The following is a 20,022-nucleotide window of genomic DNA, read 5'->3' as shown; positions in this document are numbered from 1 at the left end:
ATTTGTATTATTTTTTTAATTCAAGAATCTTTCAATTTCAAATCGATGAAAGTCATTAAGCTTATTCAAATATTTTCTAAACTTCTTATTTGCTCTAAGATTATTATTATCATCCATTTCAAGGTTCTTGATTTGTTTATCTTCTTCTAGACGTGTTATTAAACTAATATTTAGACCAAACTTTGTCATAGCAATTTTTTTTATGTCTGTGGTACCATAAACATATTCATGATACTCTTCCTGTGTGATTAAATTGAAATCATATAAAAAAATGATGAATTTATTTAAAGTAAAGCTGATAAAGTCTTCTTCCATTTTTAACTTAATAATAGCTAAATTTATTAGCCTTTTGTCTTCTTTTACTTTTTTTACGTCTATATAGGTGTTGAATCTAGGGTTTGTGTATTCTCCAGATACATAAGGTTCTTCTCCATATGCAGTCCCAAAATAGAACTTTCTCTTCTTTTCATCATCTGATTTAGCTCTATCTTTAAAATGGTTGTATAAATTTATTATATTCTCATTCAATGGTTTTTTTCTATTAACTTCAATAAAATTTGTGTAATAGTTTATTGCTGCTTCATTTCCAATTCTTTTAAATTCGAAATCCTTAATATTGTCTAAATCACCTATGAAAATTTCTTTTACCTTTTCTAATATTCTATTACTCTTCCAGCCTTTTTTAGTGTAGGTTTTACTATCAAAAAAAGCCTTCACATCTTTTACTATTTTATTAAGGTCTTTGTAATTCTCATCAATTCCATATTCAATAAAATATTGTTTTAGCTTATCAAATAAATCTTTTGGCTTTTCATACAGAAAGTTTTCATTTTTTTGTTGCTCTTTTATTTTTTCTCTTTTTAATTTTTGTTTTTCCTTATCAGAATCTTTAATGGTTTTTATATCAAAATTTTCAAGGATTGGATTCTTAATTTCATCTTTATAAACTCTACTTCTTAAGGTTAGAATTTTATTAAACATGTCATTATTCTTATTATATTCTTCATTATTTATAAAGTGAATTTTTGGAAGTAACATATTAAGATTATTATTATCTCCTTTGAAAACGTTATTTAATCTATTTACTCGACCTATTAGGTTAGTTAAATGTTTCCCATTTAATCGATATGTAGAGAATATATATAAAGTATCTATAGGTAAGTTAATTCCTTCTAGAATAACATTATTAGCTACTATGTAATTTAATTTATCAATTAATTTAAATTTATATTCCAAATATTCTTTTAATAAATCTGGGAGTTTTCCATGAATATATACAATTCCTTTTTTCAGTGTTTGTATTCCATAAAAATCCTTATGAACTTCTTTTTTTAGAATAGTTACTACTTTTTCAATTTCTTTATTTGTTTCTTCTGTAAGTTCAAAAGATAAATTCAAAGCCAATTTTTCTATGCCAATAGGTCTATTATTATAAAGAAAGTTTTTCTTCTTTGAATTTTTTTTAACATATTCAAAATAGTTTTTTGAATGAGAAATTTTATACCCTTTAAATCCCTGTTTTTCATTACTACTTTTTCTTATAAAAAACCTATTATGTTTAATTACATCTCCATTTTTTTTATATTCAAAAATTTCAGGTTCTTTTACATTAAATGGAATAATGTTTGATGAAATACTTTGTTTATTATCTACTTTAACAGCTTCAATATCTTTAATTAAAGGAGTTAAGTAGACTATCTTTGTCTTTGGGTTTATTTTCTTGTTTTTTAAAATTAATCGTGAAAGTAAAATACTTCTTGAATCATTTTCAAGCATATTATGCGCTTCATCTATGATAATGATATCAAAATATAAACCTTCATTTTTGGATAATAATCTCAAAGCTCTTTCTTGAGTAAAAACGGCTATAAAGGATTTTTGCTTATCATACATTTCATCATGAATCAAAATTTTATAATTTAATTCGGCATCTCTTACCATTTTATAAGTCTGGGATAAAAGAGATTTTGTTGGTACTATAATAGCTATTTTCTTATTTGAAAATAATTTAATATAGTCTATAATTAATGAACTCTTACCAAAAGAAGTTGGAGCTATAAAGGCTTTTTCTTGTGAAGTGTTTTTCAAGAAAGTACTTTTCTCTCTTTTTTGTTGAATTGTTTCATAATACTCTCCATTAAAGTAGCTTTTAATATTATAGTCAACAAGGAATGTGTTTAAACTATTTATTGAAATTAATTTATTTTTTGATATTACTTTAGATATTGGATAAAACCCCATATTAATAGAGAAATCATATAAAGGTCTATAATCCTTATATGTTATTGAATATTTGAGGATTAAATAATATGCAAAATCCAAATAAGTTATATATCTTTTATCTTTTACATATTGTTCTAAAAACACCAAAGCACTTGAAAGGATTAACACTTTTTCTTCTTCATTCAATTCTTCTTCAATAGTTAACTTTCTTAATACTTTTTTAAAATTTACATTTTCGAATATTCTTGTAAAGGTTGATTTATTTTCTTTAAACATATGCTATTTAGCTTTCAAGATAATTTTTGAAATGAGTTAATGATTTTTTATTTAAACATATCACAACTAATTCTTTGTATTCCTTTTTTAAAACAACTTCTTCAAATTTTTTAATAGTTTCTTTTACGTTTATTTCAGACCATTTATCCTCTAAAATGATTGTAGAACATGGAATTATATTGAAGTTTTTAATTAAATCATATTTTTCATTAATATAACTACTTGATAAGCTTTCAATTTTCTTAATTAATGTTTTATTTGAAGAATTAATAGCTCTTATATGTGAGTATGCATTTAACCACGGGTTATTCTTAGCTTTTCCAGATATTTTACCTTTTAAATCATTATAAGCTATGCTAAAGTTTTTGTCATGTGTCATCTCATCTTTTTTAGACGACTTGCTTTCCATTAGCCAGTATTCACTGTTATAAGAGTAAACTCCATCAAACCCTTTCTTCATCGAATTTTCTTCTAAATTAAAAAAACTAAACTCTTGTATATAACCGTTATTGCCTAAAAAAAGATGATTGAAAAACTCTGCAATATACCCTATAGTGATAGTACTCGCTTTTCCTTTTTTTGTATTCTTACTTTTTAGAAACTTAAGAAGTGCTTTTTTTATAGTAGCTAAATCAAATCCTGAGTTTGGATAACAGATTGATACTAACTTTTTATCAATATAATTCTTTAAATCATCAGATATCTCTTCTATGTTTACCATATACATAAAAGAGTTTTCATTTAACTTATGGAAAGTAAAATTGAATGGAGGGGGACTCATAAAATTTTTTTCTAAATATAAATATTTTTCAACAATAATAAACGCTTAAACTACCCTATATTACACCCCCACCCATTCCTAGGGAGAAAAACTCCCCCCTCCCTTTATATATACACTAAAATTTTCAAGCTCATATAATAAACACAAGTTGACAGCTGTGTTTTTCTGCTTGTCTGTTTATTTATTCACAAAGGGAAAGTTCAACTTAAAATTAAAAAGAATGGTAACAATTATCAACTACAAGGAACGACAAAAAGAAGATGGAACTACATTTTATGTTTTAGAAGTACAAGGAGGTATTGAAATGATTAGGTCAAAATCTACAGGGAACTTCTACGCTACAGCAAAAAAGGCTTATGTACCTTCAACATTTGATGAAGCTATCTGTAAAGGTTTAATTGGCACTCAAATGGATGGAAGCATCAAGAAGCAAGACTGTGAGCCTTATGAGTACACTATTAAAGATACAGGAGAGATTATTGAGTTAACTCATACTTATGTATTCTTACCACCAGAAGAAGTAGAGCATATTCCTCAAGAAACATTCAAAGCTAATAACATCTTCTTACAGAATGGGATTTTAGAACCAAGTATGTAATATTTTTACCAAGTCTGTCTATTCTTTCTATAGGGAATGGACAGAACTGGTAAAATTATCTCTTACCACCAGAAAAATAAATTATAGTAATCTGAGATTTTTTTCTAAGAACTTAGATAATGGATATATTATTTGTTCTGGTGGTTTTACAAATTTATTACAATTATGAATATAGCAGAAGTAAAAGTATCATACATTACCAATAACACAGAAAAACTTAGAATAACAAACAGTAAAGCTTCCTTTGATATTTTATTGGCTTGCTGGAACAAGAACACAATAGAACTTCAAGAAGAATTTAAAGTTTTATTACTTAACAGAAATAATCAAGTATTAGGTATTTATCCTTTATCCAAAGGAGGAACAACAAGTTCAATAGTCGATGTTAAATTGTTATTTTCAGTAGCATTAAAAAGTAATACTCATGGAATTATACTAGCCCACAATCACCCTTCAGGGAATTTAAATCCCAGTAATCCTGATAAAAGCATTACCACCAAAATAATAAATGCTAGTAAATTATTAGATGTGAAAATATTAGACCATATAATAGTAACAAAAGATGATTATTACAGTTTTGCAGATAATGGACTCATGTAATCTCACCTAAAAAGAGTTAAAAAGTTAATTAATATAAAAGTTCAAAAAGATTCAGATAGGTATTAATAGCTAAAACTTTATTACTAATCAACGTCAACTAAAAAGGAAAGCTTTACATCTAAATTTTCAGCAATTTTTTGAAGTGTATATAATGTTGGGTTTGTTTTGCCAGCCTCTAATCTTGCCATATTAGATTTTTCAAAATTACAAGCACCAGCCAAATCTTGTTGAGCTATATTTTTTGATTCTCTAATTTCTTTAATTCGCTTACCAACAGCCAGCTGTAATTTTTCTTTATCTGTCATTATATCTTTTTCCGATGTTATCAAAAATGATAATTAATTAGCTTTTTTGGTTATCATATATGATAATTAATTATGTTTGTTTTAAATATTTAAAATCAAAATGAAATGAAAAATAACTTATTTATAACTCTAATCATGATGATAACGGTTCATGTAAAAGCTCAAGAAGAGAAAAGCCCTTTGGATTATTTGAATAACATTCCAAGAAACATATATAAAAAGCATTATAAGGTATGTAATGAAAAAACTAATGTTTTAGCTTTTTTTGATAAAAAAGAAAAAGGTGTTTTTCGAAATCTTCATGATAATTATGATGTCATAGTAGTTCCTTTATCATATGAAAAAACACATTTATCAAAAGAAGAAATAATTAAAAGACAATTTGAGTTTTACTCTTTTCTTCTGAATAGCTTTAAAGAAGATAAAGAGAGTAAAGGGATACAAAAAGAGTTCATTAAAATTGATGGTAGAAATGCTTTGTTAATTGATAATTATACTTCTAAAAATGAAAAATACTTTGGAGAAATAAAAGTATATCATAAATGGGTATATCTGTTAGAACAAGGTAATTTTAATGAAAAAGATGTGCTGTATAAAGTACACTTTAATGCTCCAGAGAAGAAAGAGTTAGAAAAGTATTTTTTAAATTTTAAAAAATGCTTTAGTATAAATTCTAAACCAATTTTAAATGTATCAAAACCATTAGATAAATCTTACTCAGAAATATTTTTAAACGAACTTGAAAGTAAATTAGATTTAAGAATAGAAAAAGAGATAAATAAGCAAGGTAAAGTATATGTAAATGAAAAGTCATATAAGGCAACAAGAACATTTAATTTTAGAATGAATAGTATTCCATTTGGACCAAGTGGGAAAGGAATACATAATGACAAAAAATTAGAAGTAACAATAGCTAGAAAAGGCAATGAAGGTATTTTATATGTTAAGTATGATGATAGTGACAATTATGTTTATGATTCTAACACTCTTTTTAAAGGGAATATTTTAATAAGACTAGAAAATGGAAAGACCATTAGATGTATTGATAGAAATATAAAAGGCTATTCAGATAAACAAAGTACGGCTATTTATCATTTATCTGTAAAAGAAATACAACAGCTCAAACTATATAATATTTCATCAATTAATTTTACTATGATTAGAAGCGATTATTTGGAAGATGTAAAGAGAAACTTTAATGCTGAGAACCCAAACGATGTAACACATTTTTCAGTTAAAGCTTTATTTAGGTAGAGTTATTTAATTTGGTGGTTATTATGAGTCAAATTAATTTATTTCGATTTGTTATAGGTAGTCAATATGAAGAATATGAATTTGATTTAGAATACGAAAAGACCATCATAAGAAATAACATAGAATATGTTGTTTACAGATATAAAAAACTTGAAAAACATTTCTTTCTAGGTATAGAAATCAAAAGAGGTGTTTTTTTATCTTATAATGGAGATATTTTAATGGAAGTGATTATTAAGTTTACTTATAAAGACCAAATTATAATAACTTAAGATAATCTTTAAGGTGTAATTAAAGGTAGAGGAAAAATGAAATGACCCTGTAAGTACTGTAAATACTAGTAATATAGTCACAGGTTCGAATCCTGTCGCGATCACAATAAGCCTTACTAGTTTTAGTAAGGCTTTTTTGTTGTTTAATATTTCCATTTTATAATTATCAAACTACTTAAAAGTTCAATTATTTCTTTATTCAAAAGAGTTATTTCTTAAGGGAAATTTACCTGATAATTAAAAAGAGTAAAAGTAATATTTACCTAAATTATTTTTTTTTATTAAATTGTAAGAGGTTAGAGTATTGTAAATCAGTTTACTTTAAGTGTTTTTTTACAGGTGTCACCTTTTACCTATTAATACAGTGCTAGTAAAAGCATTTAATCATACTTAAGAAAAAATAAAGTCAATTTAATAAAATATTATACATGATAATCAAGAAGTCCCACCCAAACAAAGTAAATAATGAAAAAATTAGCTACCCTCGTACTTTTAGTTTTAAGCACAGCTACTATTGCTCAAGTAGGCATTGGAACCTTAACACCTAGTCTATCTGCTCAGTTAGATATTAAATCAGATTCCAGAGGCTTATTAATACCTAGATTAAATATTAATGATTTAAGTACATCATTACCAGTAAATAATAATACAATTAAAGAAAGTTTATTAGTTTATAACACTAATAAAAATTCTGGAAAAGGATTTTATTATTGGAATGGAGTGCTATGGGAACAATTAGTAGATATAACCACGGTCTCAAACCTGATTACTACACAAGTAGATAATCAACAAATAGAAAAATTCTTCTTAAATAGTTCTAATATTCTTACTCTTGAGTTGGAAAATGCAAGTTCTAAATCAGTCGATTTATCATCTCTTTTGCAAGAGAATGAGTTATTAACTGGTATAGGATCACCTATTAATAACTCTGTAGATCCTGCTACAGGAGTTTTATATGTAGATATTAATTCCGGAGATGTTTATAGCTCTGATGGTAGTTTATGGAGTTCAGTTGCATCGTCAGGACCAGACGGGAAATCTGCGTATCAAGTTTGGTTGGATGCAGGAAACAGTGGAACTGAAGCTGACTTTATCACTTCATTAAAAGGAGATACCGGAGCTGCGGGAACGAATGGAGTAGACGGGAAATCAGCCTATGAAGTTTGGTTAGACGCTGGAAACAGTGGAACTGAAGCCGACTTTATCACTTCATTAAAAGGAGACACTGGAGCTGCGGGAACGAATGGAACGAACGGAGTAGACGGAAAATCTGCGTATCAAGTTTGGTTAGATGCTGGAAACAGTGGCACCGAAGCTGACTTTATCACTTCATTAAAAGGAGACACTGGAGCTTCGGGAACGAATGGAACCAATGGGACAGACGGGAAATCTGCGTATCAAGTTTGGTTGGATGCTGGAAACAGTGGTACCGAAGTCGACTTTATCACTTCATTAAAAGGAGACACTGGAGCTTCGGGAATGAATGGAACCAATGGGGCAGACGGGAAATCTGCGTATCAAGTTTGGTTGGATGCTGCAAACAGTGGCACCGAAGCTGACTTTATCACTTCATTAAAAGGAGACACTGGAGCTGCGGGAATGAATGGAACCAATGGGGCAGACGGGAAATCAGCCTATGAAGTTTGGTTAGACGCTGGAAACAGTGGAACTGAAGCCGACTTTATCACTTCATTAAAAGGAGATACCGGAGCTGCGGGAACGAATGGAACGAACGGAGTAGACGGAAAATCTGCGTATCAAGTTTGGTTAGATGCAGGAAACAGTGGCACCGAAGCTGACTTTATCACTTCATTAAAAGGAGACACTGGAGCTGCGGGAACGAATGGAACCAATGGGGTAGACGGGAAATCTGCGTATCAAGTTTGGTTAGACGCTGGAAACAGTGGTACCGAAGCCGACTTTATCACTTCATTAAAAGGAGACACTGGAGCTGCGGGAACGAATGGAGTAGACGGGAAATCTGCGTATCAAGTTTGGTTAGATGCTGGAAACAGTGGTACCGAAGCCGACTTTATCACTTCATTAAAAGGAGACACTGGAGCTGCGGGAACGAATGGAGTAGACGGAAAATCCGCCTATCAAGTTTGGTTAGACGCTGGAAACAGTGGAACTGAAGCCGACTTTATCACTTCATTAAAAGGAGACACTGGAGCTGCGGGAACGAATGGAACGAATGGAGTAGACGGGAAATCTGCGTATCAAGTTTGGTTGGATGCTGGAAACAGTGGTACCGAAGCTGACTTTATCACTTCATTAAAAGGAGACACTGGAGCTGCGGGAACGAATGGAACCAATGGGGCAGACGGGAAATCTGCGTATCAAGTTTGGTTAGATGCTGGAAACAGTGGAACTGAAGCCGACTTTATCACTTCATTAAAAGGAGACACTGGAGCTGCGGGAGCGAATGGAACCAATGGGGCAGACGGGAAATCTGCGTATCAAGTTTGGTTGGATGCTGGAAACAGTGGTACCGAAGCTGACTTTATCACATCATTAAAAGGAGACACTGGAGCTGCGGGAACGAATGGAGTAGACGGAAAATCCGCCTATCAAGTTTGGTTAGACGCTGGAAACAGTGGAACTGAAGCCGACTTTATCCTCTCTTTAAAAGGAGATACTGGAGCTGCGGGAACGAATGGAACCAATGGGGCAGACGGGAAATCTGCGTATCAAGTTTGGTTGGATGCTGGAAACAGTGGAACTGAAGCCGACTTTATCCTCTCTTTAAAAGGAGATACCGGAGCTGCGGGAACGAATGGAACCAATGGATCAGACGGAAAATCTGCCTATCAAGTTTGGTTAGACGCTGGAAACAGTGGAACTGAAGCTGACTTTATCACTTCATTAAAAGGAGATACAGGAGCTGCGGGAACGAATGGAACCAATGGGGCAGACGGAAAATCTGCCTATCAAGTTTGGTTGGATGCTGGAAACAGTGGCACCGAAGCTGACTTTATCACTTCATTAAAAGGAGATACCGGAGCTGCAGGAACGAATGGAGTAGACGGAAAATCTGCGTATCAAGTTTGGTTAGACGCTGGAAACAGTGGTACTGAAGCCGACTTTATTACTTCATTAAAAGGAGACACTGGAGCTGCAGGAACCAATGGGACAGACGGAAAATCCGCCTATCAAGTTTGGTTAGACGCTGGAAACAGTGGCACCGAAGCTGACTTTATCACTTCATTAAAAGGAGATACCGGAGCTGCAGGAACGAATGGAGTAGACGGAAAATCCGCCTATCAAGTTTGGTTAGATGCTGGAAACAGTGGCACCGAAGCCGACTTTATCACTTCATTAAAAGGAGACACTGGAGCTGCGGGAACGAATGGAGTAGACGGAAAATCTGCGTATCAAGTTTGGTTAGATGCTGGAAACAGTGGAACTGAAGCTGACTTTATCCTTTCTTTAAAAGGAGATACAGGAGCCGCAGGAACGAATGGAACGAATGGAGTAGACGGAAAATCTGCGTATCAAGTTTGGTTAGACGCTGGAAACAGTGGAACTGAAGCTGACTTTATCCTTTCTTTAAAAGGAGATACAGGAGCCGCAGGAACGAATGGAACGAATGGAGTAGACGGAAAATCAGCCTATCAAGTTTGGTTAGATGCTGGAAACAGTGGAACTGAAGCCGACTTTATCACTTCATTAAAAGGAGACACTGGAGCTGCGGGAACGAATGGAACCAACGGAGTAGACGGAAAATCAGCCTATCAAGTTTGGTTGGATGCTGGAAACAGTGGTACCGAAGCCGATTTTATCACTTCATTAAAAGGAGACACTGGAGCTGCGGGAACGAATGGAACCAACGGAGTAGACGGAAAATCTGCGTATCAAGTTTGGTTAGATGCAGGAAACAGTGGAACTGAAGCCGATTTTATCACTTCATTAAAAGGAGATACAGGAGCCGCGGGAACGAATGGAACCAATGGGACAGACGGAAAATCAGCCTATCAAGTTTGGTTAGATGCTGGAAACAGTGGAACTGAAGCCGACTTTATTACTTCATTAAAAGGAGATACCGGAGCTGCGGGAACGAATGGAGTAGACGGGAAATCCGCGTATCAAGTTTGGTTGGATGCTGGAAACAGTGGAACTGAAGCTGACTTTATCCTTTCTTTAAAAGGAGATACTGGAGCCGGAGGAACGAATGGAACCAATGGGGCAGACGGGAAATCCGCCTATCAAGTTTGGTTAGATGCTGGAAACAGTGGAACTGAAGCCGACTTTATTACTTCATTAAAAGGAGATACAGGAGCTGCGGGAACGAATGGAACCAACGGAGTAGACGGAAAATCAGCCTATCAAGTTTGGTTAGACGCTGGAAACAGTGGAACTGAAGCTGACTTTATCACTTCATTAAAAGGAGATACAGGAGCTGCAGGACAGGATACTACTTTATCAGGGGTGGGAAACCCTAATGGAACAGTTACAGGTGTTGCTGGTCAAGTTTATACGGATACAGCTTCAGGAATATTATATAAAACTAGTGATGGAATAACATGGAGTGTTGTAAATTCAGACACGCAAGATTTAAGTTTAAGTGGGAATACCATTAGTTTAGTAAACGGAGGAACTGTAGATATAGGAGCTTCTTCTTTAGCAGGAAATGTAGCAGGAAATAATACTTTAGCAACAACAAATCAAACAAATATTGCAAACATTAATTCTTACTTAGCAAGATTAAATAGTATAAGAGTTGTTAAGAACCCTACCAGCACCACAACTATTACTAATTCAGATGGTACAGTAATTATTGAACAAACAGGATTACTAAATCTCGGGTTAGGTGAAGATATAACAATACCAACTCCCAATAGTAGTAACCTAGGAAATAAATTGGTGATTGTAAACAGAGCAGGTAATGGCTTATTAATAGGACTTTCAGTAGCTTTAAATTTAAATATAATAGGAGGTGGCTCTATAAAAGGGTCTGGATTAAGTTCATTAGGTATATCCTTGTTAGGAATTAACTCTTCTATAACAATACAATGTGGTTTTGATGGAACCAATTACTATTGGTATAAAATTGATAGTACTTCTTTATAATAAGTTGATAATTATGAAAGAAAAAATAATATCATCAATAATTATGTGCTTTGTTATGGCTGTTAAAGCTCAAGTAACAAGTATTGGATCTCTTTATGTTTCTGAAAATACATTGGTAAGTATTCATGAAGATGTACTTATAAATGATTATGGAGCAATTACAAATGATGGTGATTTGTACTTGTTTAAAAACTTTACAAATAATGGAAAGTTTAAGTTTTCTAATAACAAAATAACTGGGTTTACAAGTTTTGTAGGTAATGAAAATCAAGCTATTTCAGGTAGAGGAACCTCTAGTTTTATGTTTGTAGAATTCAATAATGAATTAGAGGGATTAGTTTTTAATTTAGGTAAAGAAATAGAAATAGTAGGAACTACATTTTTTGAAAACGGTATTTTGAAAGTTGAAGAAAATGGGATAGTTACTTATTTAAATGGAGCAACGAACATGGGGATAAGTAATAAAAGCTATGTGAATAATAAAGCACAAAAAATAGGAAACGAAAGTTTTACTTTTCCTGTAGGAGACTATAAGTCAAAAACTTTTATACCAAGAACGGTAACTATTTCTGCTCCTTCAGATCCAACTACAAAATTTTATGTCTGTTTTAATTGGGAAAAGGCAAACATTAATTTCGATAAAAAAGAAGAAGATATTGGTTTAATAGATATGAATGAGTTCTGGGAAGTTCAAAATAAATCAAACAACGAGTTGGTAGCATTAACTCTAACATGGAGTGATGTGACCACGCCAGAAGATATTTACTCAGACCCAAGTAAAATAATAATAGTACGGTGGAATGGAGAAGAGTGGATAAAGGAAAGAGAAGGTATTAGTATAGATGTTTCTAGTAAAAGTATAACTGCTAAAGTTTCTGGTTATGGTGTTTTTACATTAGCATGTGAAAAGAAAAGAGGAACTATTGACCCTGTTATAGACTTTTCTGTTTCAAATTCTTTCTCTCCAGATGGTGATGGAGTTAATGATGAATTTGTAATCCCCGATTTAGCAGAGAAATACCCTAAATTTAAGATGAAAATATACAATAGGTATGGAAATGTAGTATATAATTATAGCAATAATAATGAGTTGAATCCAGTTTGGTGGAATGGAAAGTCACAAGGTAAATTAACATTAACTGGAGATACAGAAGTCATGCCAGCTGCAACTTATTGGTATGTAATAGATTTTAATGACGGAAAAACAAAGCCTTACCAAGGTTGGCTGTATTTAAATAAGTAGCTATATGAAAAAGAAAGCATATGTAATACTACTCATTTTATTAATAAACATAAGTAGTAAAGGTTTAGCTCAGCAAGATCCTCAATACACTCAATATATTTATAATATGGCAGTTATTAATCCTGCCTATGCAGGCAGTAAAGAAGGAATAAGTTTAGGGCTATTGGCACGGTCACAATGGATAGGTGTTAGTGGAGCTCCAAAGACATTTAGTGGATTTGTACATAGTTCTGTAAGTAGAAAAGTAGGGTTGGGGTTATCTTTACTTCATGATAAAATAGGTCCCGTAAGTGAAACACATGCTTATGCCGATTTTTCTTTTACTATAAACACATCAGAAAAAGCCAAGTTAGCTTTTGGGTTAAAAGGAGGAGCAACTTTTCAACAAATAGGACTGTTAACGTTAAATCAAGTAGAATCTAATGACCCTAAGTTTAATCAGAACAGTAATAAAACACATCCAAATTTTGGAGTGGGAGCGTTTTATTACCAAGAAAAATTTTATGTAGGAATTTCTATACCTAATTTACTAGAAACATTGCATTTTGAAAGGTCTAATGGAAAAATAACCAAAGCATCCGAAAAGATGCACAGTTTTTTAACAGCAGGGTATGTGGTGGATTTAAAGAATAACTTTCAGTTAAAACCATCAACATTAGTTAAGTACGCAGATTCGACACCTTTGTCATTGGACTTATCATTAAATCTATTGTGGAATAATAAAGTGGAATTTGGAGTATCTCATAGGTTAGATGATTCATGGAGTGGAATAGTTAATTTTAAAATAAAGAAAAATCTACAAATAGGTTATGCGTATGATCATACTATATCTAACTTAGGAGAATTTAGTTCAGGGTCGCACGAGTTTTTACTATTATTCGATTTTAAATTAAGAGAAGATACTTATAAAAAACCAAGATTTTTTTAAATTTAAGAAGACTTTTTATCTAAAGCTTAATTTTAGAAAGCTATAAAAACTGTTCAAAAACAGTTTTTATAGCTTTTAGTTTTAAGCCCATAAACCACAGCACTCATCATTAATAGGCATCAGACAAGTAGTAGCTTCTTTAGGGGCGGGAATGCATAAATCTTTTACAGGATCATCACCGCCTCCATTGATAAATTGTTGTTCATTTTTGTTTAAGATAGAACCTAAGTTCAAAATGTTTTTAATCATATTTCCAGTTTTTAGAATCTAAAAATAAAAAGTTAATAGAAGGAAACTATGTAAAAAACCATAAAATAAGTAAGGTATTCTCATACTTTATATAATAAAATGAGTTTTTAAATTATTATAAGATTTTTTATTTTAATCACCTTTATTTCAGTGTGTTGTGTTTTTTGTATGGATAGGTAAAAAACACTTGTATCAAAATTATAGTCATTAATACTTTGTATTATTACGCTCATAGTTTTTTTAAATGAAAAAGAGAAATAAGAGTTTAACTTCGTTACCACTAACTAATTAAACTTTTAAATTATGGCAACTACTGCAACACAAAACCCAGTAATTAACCAACAAGGTTCAGCAGCTATAGATTCAGGTCAATTCGCAACTTGGAATACAGCGAATGGTTCACAATCTACTCTTACTATTACAAATTCTAGTAGAGCTAATACACTAACATTTACAATAGCAGGTGCACCTACAGGTGTTACTTGTTATGATAATGGAGCTACGAAACCAGCTAATGGATTATTTAATATTCCGCCAAATTCACCATCTTATAGTGTGGTGTGTAATGGAGATTTTGCAGGTTCGCAAGTAACCGTTTCTAATATTACTAATGCTCAGAATGATGCAACTGCAGAAATTCAGGCACAAACTACACAAGGTTAATAAAAAAAAAGGATTGTATATAGTATGTACAATCCTTGCTTTTTTTGTATTAGCGAGTAATGCAGCATTTTCTCAAAGTATTACAAAATCCAAACTGGATACAATTGTGCTTTTAAAGAATGAATATGCTGTATTAGATACCAATAACGGGTCTCAATGTATTTGTTATATTAATAATATTAGTAAAGCTCAGCAAGCTACTGTTGTTAACACAGGAGATACTAATAATGTAAAATTTAATGACAGTACCTCGTTTAATGGTATTCATATTTTAAAGATTAGACAGCAGCTTATAGCTGTCGCTGATTTTAAAGGGAGTCAACTGATTGTATCCAATTTATCACCTTACGATGTAATAGTAATTGTATCTATTTTATGTCCTAAGGATGATTAGTTTATAGTGTATCACGATGCTTTTTTAAGGGGTGTTTTCAATTCCTCAGTTTTGATACTCATACTTTATTGCACTACCAAGTTATTTTACACACATATTATTCTAATGCTATGGGTTCAACTCTACAAGATACTGAGGGTACTTTATTTAGTAATGTGAATTCTGGAGATCCGTTATTGTATATTAACGTAACACCAGAACTTAATGAATGGTCTGCCATAGTACTACCAGAAGATTCTACCTATAAAGAATCTACACTTACTTTATCAAAAGCAAAAAAACTTTCTGTTTATTTTCTTTTTGCTGAAAATGCTCCTGATGCTGAAAATATTACTAAATATATAAACGAAGTAAGAGCTTATTTACAAAAGTATAGAGAAAACTTTTTAAATAATATTACCACTGCTTGGTTGTTAGATGTAAATTCAAAACCAACCAATGAAAATGTTATTGCAATTAATTTTTATGTGAACTCTCAGAATGTAATTAAGGTTAGCCAAACTTTTAATTACACTATGGGAAATGGTTTTGCAACATTATCAATTAGAAATAATACAGAAGTATCTTTCATTCCAGAAGGTGCAGCTACACAAATACAATTAAGTTACGATTTAAACAGTCCCAATATATCTTTTAACAGTAAAGAATTTGGAAGTGATACGTTGCTTAATAAAGACATATCTATAGCATTTACTCAATATAATTGTGGTGCATTTAGTTTTCCAATAGGATTTAATTTAGAAAGTGATTTTAAGGCCTTTTATTCAGAAACTTGTTATTACCATACAGAACCAACAGACAAGAGTATTGAAAAATATAGTTATCCTATTTTTAAACCTCAATCTGATGTAGAGTATGCAATGACCCAAGCGGCTATTGATCCTTTAGATATAGGAAATAAAAAAGGGTTAAATACCTATTTTGCGTTTACAGGAAGCATTTTTAATAGTACTTCAGGAAAATCGACACCTTGCTATTTACCTAGCTTTTTTTCAATAAATACAGGGCACTCTATTACTTTATGGCCAAAAGTTAATTTAATTGAAAACACGAATCCGTCTAACAAATTAACTCCATTACCTAATAGTTCCTTGTTACTTATTTCTCCCAGAGATATTAATGAAACAGAGCGATTTTACTTACAACCTGAGGGCGATTTTTTTCTAGACCCAGAATCAGATCAAGTAGATGAAAATGGACAATTTGACTTTCTACCAGGGTTGTCAGGAACAGAAACTATCTCTTTTACACCTTATTCCATTAAAGATGGAACTCCTGTAGGAGATGTATTGCGATTTAAAAGTAAACAACCAGCTTACGCTCCAAATTTTCCTGCACAAGAACTTTCACTGGTAAATCCAGGAACCAATAATCCAACTTTAGAAAATAAATATTTAACAGGATGGTGTAATATTATATCTGATGTAGCTGAGAATATACAATATGTTTCTCAGCCTGAAGGCGCTTCTTTATTTGCTAAAGATCATGGAGTAAGCCAAGTTATTACGGGTAAATCTAATTTACTAGGCTTTTATGAACCTAGTGTAGATATGCCTCAACAAAATTTTTATGTTCCTATTGTTCCATACTTGGCAGTAGAAGCAGATTCTCAAAAACCAGGAAACGATAATTTAGCTAGTTTTGAATCTGAAGTACTTAGTAAAGAACGAAAAACACTTATTGCAGCACAATTAACTACGCAAAGGGCATCAAAAAGTGCAAACAAGAGAAAAAGACTTTTGAGTAACGTAGATGGTAGTTATACAAGTTCTACAACTCCGCAAGGATTAATAGCAAATGTAAATAATAATGGAGCTTGGAGTTTACTCAACTTAGGGCAAAATGATATTCATCAGGGGGCTACACCTGAATATTTGTATCCTGAAAACCAGACACCAACTGACCCAGCCCAGTACCAGATGAGCTTTGTAAATCTATCCACTACATTACAGAGTGCTTTTTTAACCAATCAACAGTTTTTAGTAGCAACTCAAAACAATCATTTGGGAGCATTATTTTCTAAAAGTGGAGAACAAGGAGGACAAACTACAGCAGAAGCAATTTTTAATAACAAAATGTCAATTGAAGATTGGCCATTTGATATTAATGTAGGAACAACAAATACTTATGCTGATTATAATAACGTAGTTATTTTTAAATTTTGTAAAGGGACTTTATTAGATAGAGTTAAAGATCCAAAAACTTGGACGCAACCCAATACTTTCAATACAGAAGGAGTTGAAGATCCAGCCAATGCTTATCAACAGTTAATAGCTATTTCATCATGGATACAGAGTTATATAGAAGATGCTGAAAAAGCTTATCAATATGGTTTAGAACACCCAGAAAGTAATCAGGCAATTCTGTATGAAAAGTTCCATAATATTATAAACAATAAAGATTGGAACGGAATATTGGTACTCAAAGCGGATATTGATTTACAAGAGTTTCCTCAACAATTAAAAGGATTGATCTCTGGTATTGACTTGACTAGATTTAATGCACATCATTTTGGAATAGAAGTCAATAAAGTAAATGCTGACGGTGAAATTCAAATGCAAAAAAAGAGTTCTCTATTCGGACTCATTAATTATCTAGACACAGCTTATCAGCAACAATTATTACAAGGGTTAAATACTAATAAGCCTGTACCTCCTTTAGCGGGAGCTACTTATGATTTTAAGGTACTTCAATTACAGGTACTTTTTGAAAATACAGCAATCAAGTTCTTCCAAAGCAAGGTGCAATTAACGATGAACAATTTATTTTCTGATACCGTTATAGGAACGAATAATAAATACGGTTCTAAAACTCTAAATACAGTAGTGCTTGATGGTACATATCAAGATCATGATGGTACACCAGTGTATGTGTTTGAAAATATGGATGATAACTTATTTTATTTTGATAGCAACCTTCTTAAAAATGTAGAAATTACCAAAATTCAGTTTAATACATTAACAACCGATCCAAAAGCAACTTATATAGAATCTAGTTTTGCTATGTGGGGGTATTTAAACTATGCAGTAATGCAAACAACCACTCCTGAAACAAATGAAACTGAAGAAAAAACAATTGTTATGGATGCTTTTTCTTTTGGTAATGGTGATGGTAAAGATACAGACATCATAGATGGTTTAAGTTATAGCAACTTATATATTGATATGGCTTTTGATATCAGTACACCAACAGTAGTAGATTATGCTTTTGATGCTTCAAAAATAGTATTTAACTCAGATCTTAGTACAACTAGACAGCTAAGTTTATACCCTAACTTTGCACTACAAATCAATAACCTTGTTAGTGGAGATAAGGATACCAAACCTTCTAGTTTAGGATATCTTAATTTAAGTTTGCCAGGAATCAATACTACTGGGCTTTCAGAAAATTGGTATGGACTAGAAATGACCTTAAATATGGGAACTCCCGGTGAATTAGCGGCGTCATTAGATTTTAATGCTAGTTTACTGATTGCATGGAGCCCAGGGAATAAAGCGACCGATACTTCCTATAACGCATTTGTAGGAATAAAACTCCCAGGAACCAGCAGTAATGCTAAACTTCTTAGTCTACAAGGAGTTTTAAAATTATCTATTGATACTTTAAAATTAGAATATGTAGAAGCTCAACAATCATATTTAATGACATTGAGTAAAATAGCATTGAAGTTTTTAGGAATTCTCAAACTACCACCAGGAGGAAGTACCAATTTTTTACTTTTTGGTAACCCAAACCCAGGAGCTACTGCCAAAAGTTTAGGATGGTATGCAGCATATAACAAAACAAAACCTTAAGCTATGGCAAGAGTACTCTATTGGAATATACAGCAGTTTGGTATTAATAAAATAAATAACCCAAGTAGAAAAAGGCAACGTGGAAGCTCTTTGTCAGGTCAAGCAGCATCTGTAAATAGAAGACAATATATTATGGATACTATTGTCGCCCATCCTCCAGATATTCTGGTAATAGTAGAGACTTCTACTGGAGGAGGAGCTGAAGGAACTCTTGTGACAGCAGGAGGTAGCCAAGGAGCTTTGGATTTATTAAATAGAATTAGAGCTGCACTTGGGGTAAACTGGATGCTAGTGCCTCCTCTGATTCTTGGTGTAGGAGGTGTTTCAGAAGGAATATCTGTCTACTATAACAGTGCTAATCTTAATTTTAGTGGTCCGTGGGGTTGGCAAGGTGGAGGAAATTCGTCAGATTCTATAGCTAATATTGGAGCGCCAAATCTAGCGACCTACGCAGCTCCTTGGAACAATTGTTTACCTGCAGTAGCTGTTCCTGGAGGTAATATCAATGCAGGAATAAATTCTAATAGGTTAGCAGGGCAATGGCTTTTTACAGATAATGCAATGCCTCCGAATAGATTACAATTTCCTGGAGTTGGAAATCGACCACCATATTTAACAACATTTTGGGAGGCAGCTAATAATAGAACTATAAAATTATTGTCATATCATGCACCTCCTAATAATGTAGCAGCAGCAAATGGTACAAATCAGCTTTCCAACGTAAGAGAAATAACAAATGATCTAAATGCAGACGAAGTAGGAATTATTGTAGGAGATTTTAATGTTAATATTTTCAATGCTTACTTTGAGCCTATAGCCTATAATAACCTCATTAGTTTTTTACCTGCAGGTGCAGGATATACTAGAGCCATAAATCCAACAGCTAATAACGGATGGCCAGGTAAAGGGTATGTTTTTACACATATAAAAACTAGTAATAAAGCAAAACCTTGGTTTACGAATGGATATCCTGGATATGAATACGTTGGAAGTAATCCTAATTTTCAAGGCTATGATAGTATTGACAATATTTTAACTCGATATGGAGCTGCAGCAGGGGGACCCGCAGCAAACATAACCATAATTAATAGGGTTACTGGAAGCCCTTATAATAGGGTGATGCCAACTCCTGGAGGAGCTCCTGCAGGTCATTATGTATATGCTACAAATATGAGTCAAATACCAATTGGAGCACCAAATGCTGGATTACCTGTAGCGTTACCTCTTCCTCCTAATGGTCCGGGAGGAAATGGAGGGATAGCACCTGGAACTATTGGAGGCCTTAGCCAGTTTAAAGGATGGTCAAATTATGGTCATATAAGAAGTACCAGCGATCATCTTCCTTTAATTATAGATATATAACAATATATAC

At 32.4% G+C, this 20,022-nt stretch carries 15 protein-coding genes; 11 read left to right on the top strand and 4 right to left on the bottom strand.

Annotated elements, in window-relative coordinates; genetic code table 11:
• Positions 1 to 15 precede the first annotated feature (15 nt).
• Together NH341_RS11690 and NH341_RS11685 are read right to left on the bottom strand one after the other, a co-directional pair.
• Positions 16 to 2,499 (bottom strand): DEAD/DEAH box helicase family protein, encoded by a 2,484-nt coding sequence (locus NH341_RS11690; protein ID WP_253057004.1) that lies wholly within the window; start codon positions 2,497 to 2,499, stop codon positions 16 to 18.
• Positions 2,500 to 2,506: 7 nt separating this feature from the next.
• The gene (locus tag NH341_RS11685) at positions 2,507 to 3,280 is read right to left on the bottom strand and encodes a hypothetical protein (protein ID WP_253057002.1); all 774 of its coding nucleotides are present in this window, start codon (positions 3,278 to 3,280) and stop codon (positions 2,507 to 2,509) included.
• Positions 3,281 to 3,500: 220 nt separating this feature from the next.
• Between NH341_RS11685 and NH341_RS11680 the strand changes: the two genes are divergently transcribed.
• Both NH341_RS11680 and NH341_RS11675 read left to right on the top strand, forming a co-directional pair.
• Positions 3,501 to 3,878 (top strand): hypothetical protein, encoded by a 378-nt coding sequence (locus NH341_RS11680; RefSeq protein WP_253057000.1) that lies wholly within the window; start codon positions 3,501 to 3,503, stop codon positions 3,876 to 3,878.
• Positions 3,879 to 4,043: 165 nt separating this feature from the next.
• The gene (locus NH341_RS11675) at positions 4,044 to 4,478 is read left to right on the top strand and encodes a RadC family protein (RefSeq protein WP_253056998.1); all 435 of its coding nucleotides are present in this window, start codon (positions 4,044 to 4,046) and stop codon (positions 4,476 to 4,478) included.
• A gap of 83 nt (positions 4,479 to 4,561) precedes the next feature.
• Here the strand turns inward: NH341_RS11675 and NH341_RS11670 are convergent, their stop codons facing one another.
• Positions 4,562 to 4,783, bottom strand: coding sequence for a helix-turn-helix domain-containing protein (locus tag NH341_RS11670; protein ID WP_253056988.1), 222 nt, complete (start codon positions 4,781 to 4,783; stop codon positions 4,562 to 4,564).
• A gap of 105 nt (positions 4,784 to 4,888) precedes the next feature.
• Here NH341_RS11670 and NH341_RS11665 point away from each other — a divergent pair, with 105 nt between their 5' ends.
• The 5 genes from NH341_RS11665 (at position 4,889) to NH341_RS11645 (ending at position 13,550) form a co-directional block, all read left to right on the top strand.
• The gene (locus tag NH341_RS11665) at positions 4,889 to 6,037 is read left to right on the top strand and encodes a hypothetical protein (RefSeq protein WP_253056987.1); all 1,149 of its coding nucleotides are present in this window, start codon (positions 4,889 to 4,891) and stop codon (positions 6,035 to 6,037) included.
• Positions 6,038 to 6,060: 23 nt separating this feature from the next.
• Positions 6,061 to 6,309, top strand: a complete 249-nt coding sequence (locus NH341_RS11660) for a hypothetical protein (protein WP_253056985.1) — start codon at positions 6,061 to 6,063, stop codon at positions 6,307 to 6,309.
• 465 nt (positions 6,310 to 6,774) lie between these two features.
• A complete protein-coding gene (locus tag NH341_RS11655) occupies positions 6,775 to 11,379 on the top strand; it encodes a hypothetical protein (protein ID WP_253056983.1) in 4,605 nt (1,534 codons plus the stop codon).
• Positions 11,380 to 11,392: 13 nt separating this feature from the next.
• Positions 11,393 to 12,622 carry a gliding motility-associated C-terminal domain-containing protein gene (locus NH341_RS11650; RefSeq protein ID WP_253056981.1) on the top strand — a complete coding sequence of 410 codons (1,230 nt, stop codon included), beginning with the start codon at positions 11,393 to 11,395 and terminating at the stop codon, positions 12,620 to 12,622.
• Between the two features lie 4 nt (positions 12,623 to 12,626).
• Entirely contained in the window at positions 12,627 to 13,550 is a 924-nt protein-coding gene (locus NH341_RS11645; RefSeq protein WP_073184919.1) for a type IX secretion system membrane protein PorP/SprF, read from the top strand.
• 81 nt (positions 13,551 to 13,631) lie between these two features.
• Here NH341_RS11645 and NH341_RS11640 read toward each other — a convergent pair whose 3' ends face one another.
• Entirely contained in the window at positions 13,632 to 13,799 is a 168-nt protein-coding gene (locus NH341_RS11640) for a hypothetical protein (RefSeq protein WP_159432127.1), read from the bottom strand.
• 303 nt (positions 13,800 to 14,102) lie between these two features.
• Here NH341_RS11640 and NH341_RS11635 point away from each other — a divergent pair, with 303 nt between their 5' ends.
• The 4 genes from NH341_RS11635 (at position 14,103) to NH341_RS11620 (ending at position 20,012) form a co-directional block, all read left to right on the top strand.
• Positions 14,103 to 14,462: a hypothetical protein gene (locus tag NH341_RS11635; RefSeq protein WP_173360739.1), complete on the top strand. Its 360-nt coding sequence runs from the start codon at positions 14,103 to 14,105 to the stop codon at positions 14,460 to 14,462.
• Positions 14,419 to 14,856, top strand: coding sequence for a hypothetical protein (locus NH341_RS11630; protein WP_073184917.1), 438 nt, complete (start codon positions 14,419 to 14,421; stop codon positions 14,854 to 14,856). The genes NH341_RS11635 and NH341_RS11630 overlap by 44 nt, the downstream gene beginning before the upstream one ends.
• Positions 14,857 to 14,966: 110 nt before the next feature.
• A complete protein-coding gene (locus tag NH341_RS11625; RefSeq protein WP_253056979.1) occupies positions 14,967 to 18,650 on the top strand; it encodes a hypothetical protein in 3,684 nt (1,227 codons plus the stop codon).
• Between the two features lie 3 nt (positions 18,651 to 18,653).
• A complete protein-coding gene (locus NH341_RS11620; protein WP_253056977.1) occupies positions 18,654 to 20,012 on the top strand; it encodes an endonuclease/exonuclease/phosphatase family protein in 1,359 nt (452 codons plus the stop codon).
• Positions 20,013 to 20,022 lie beyond the last annotated feature (10 nt).

Source organism: Tenacibaculum sp. XPcli2-G (assembly GCF_024124505.1).
Lineage (GTDB): Bacteria > Bacteroidota > Bacteroidia > Flavobacteriales > Flavobacteriaceae > Polaribacter > Polaribacter mesophilus.
The sequence above is the reverse complement of the archived record's forward strand: the minus strand, read 5'-3'. Positions and strand labels throughout refer to the sequence as shown.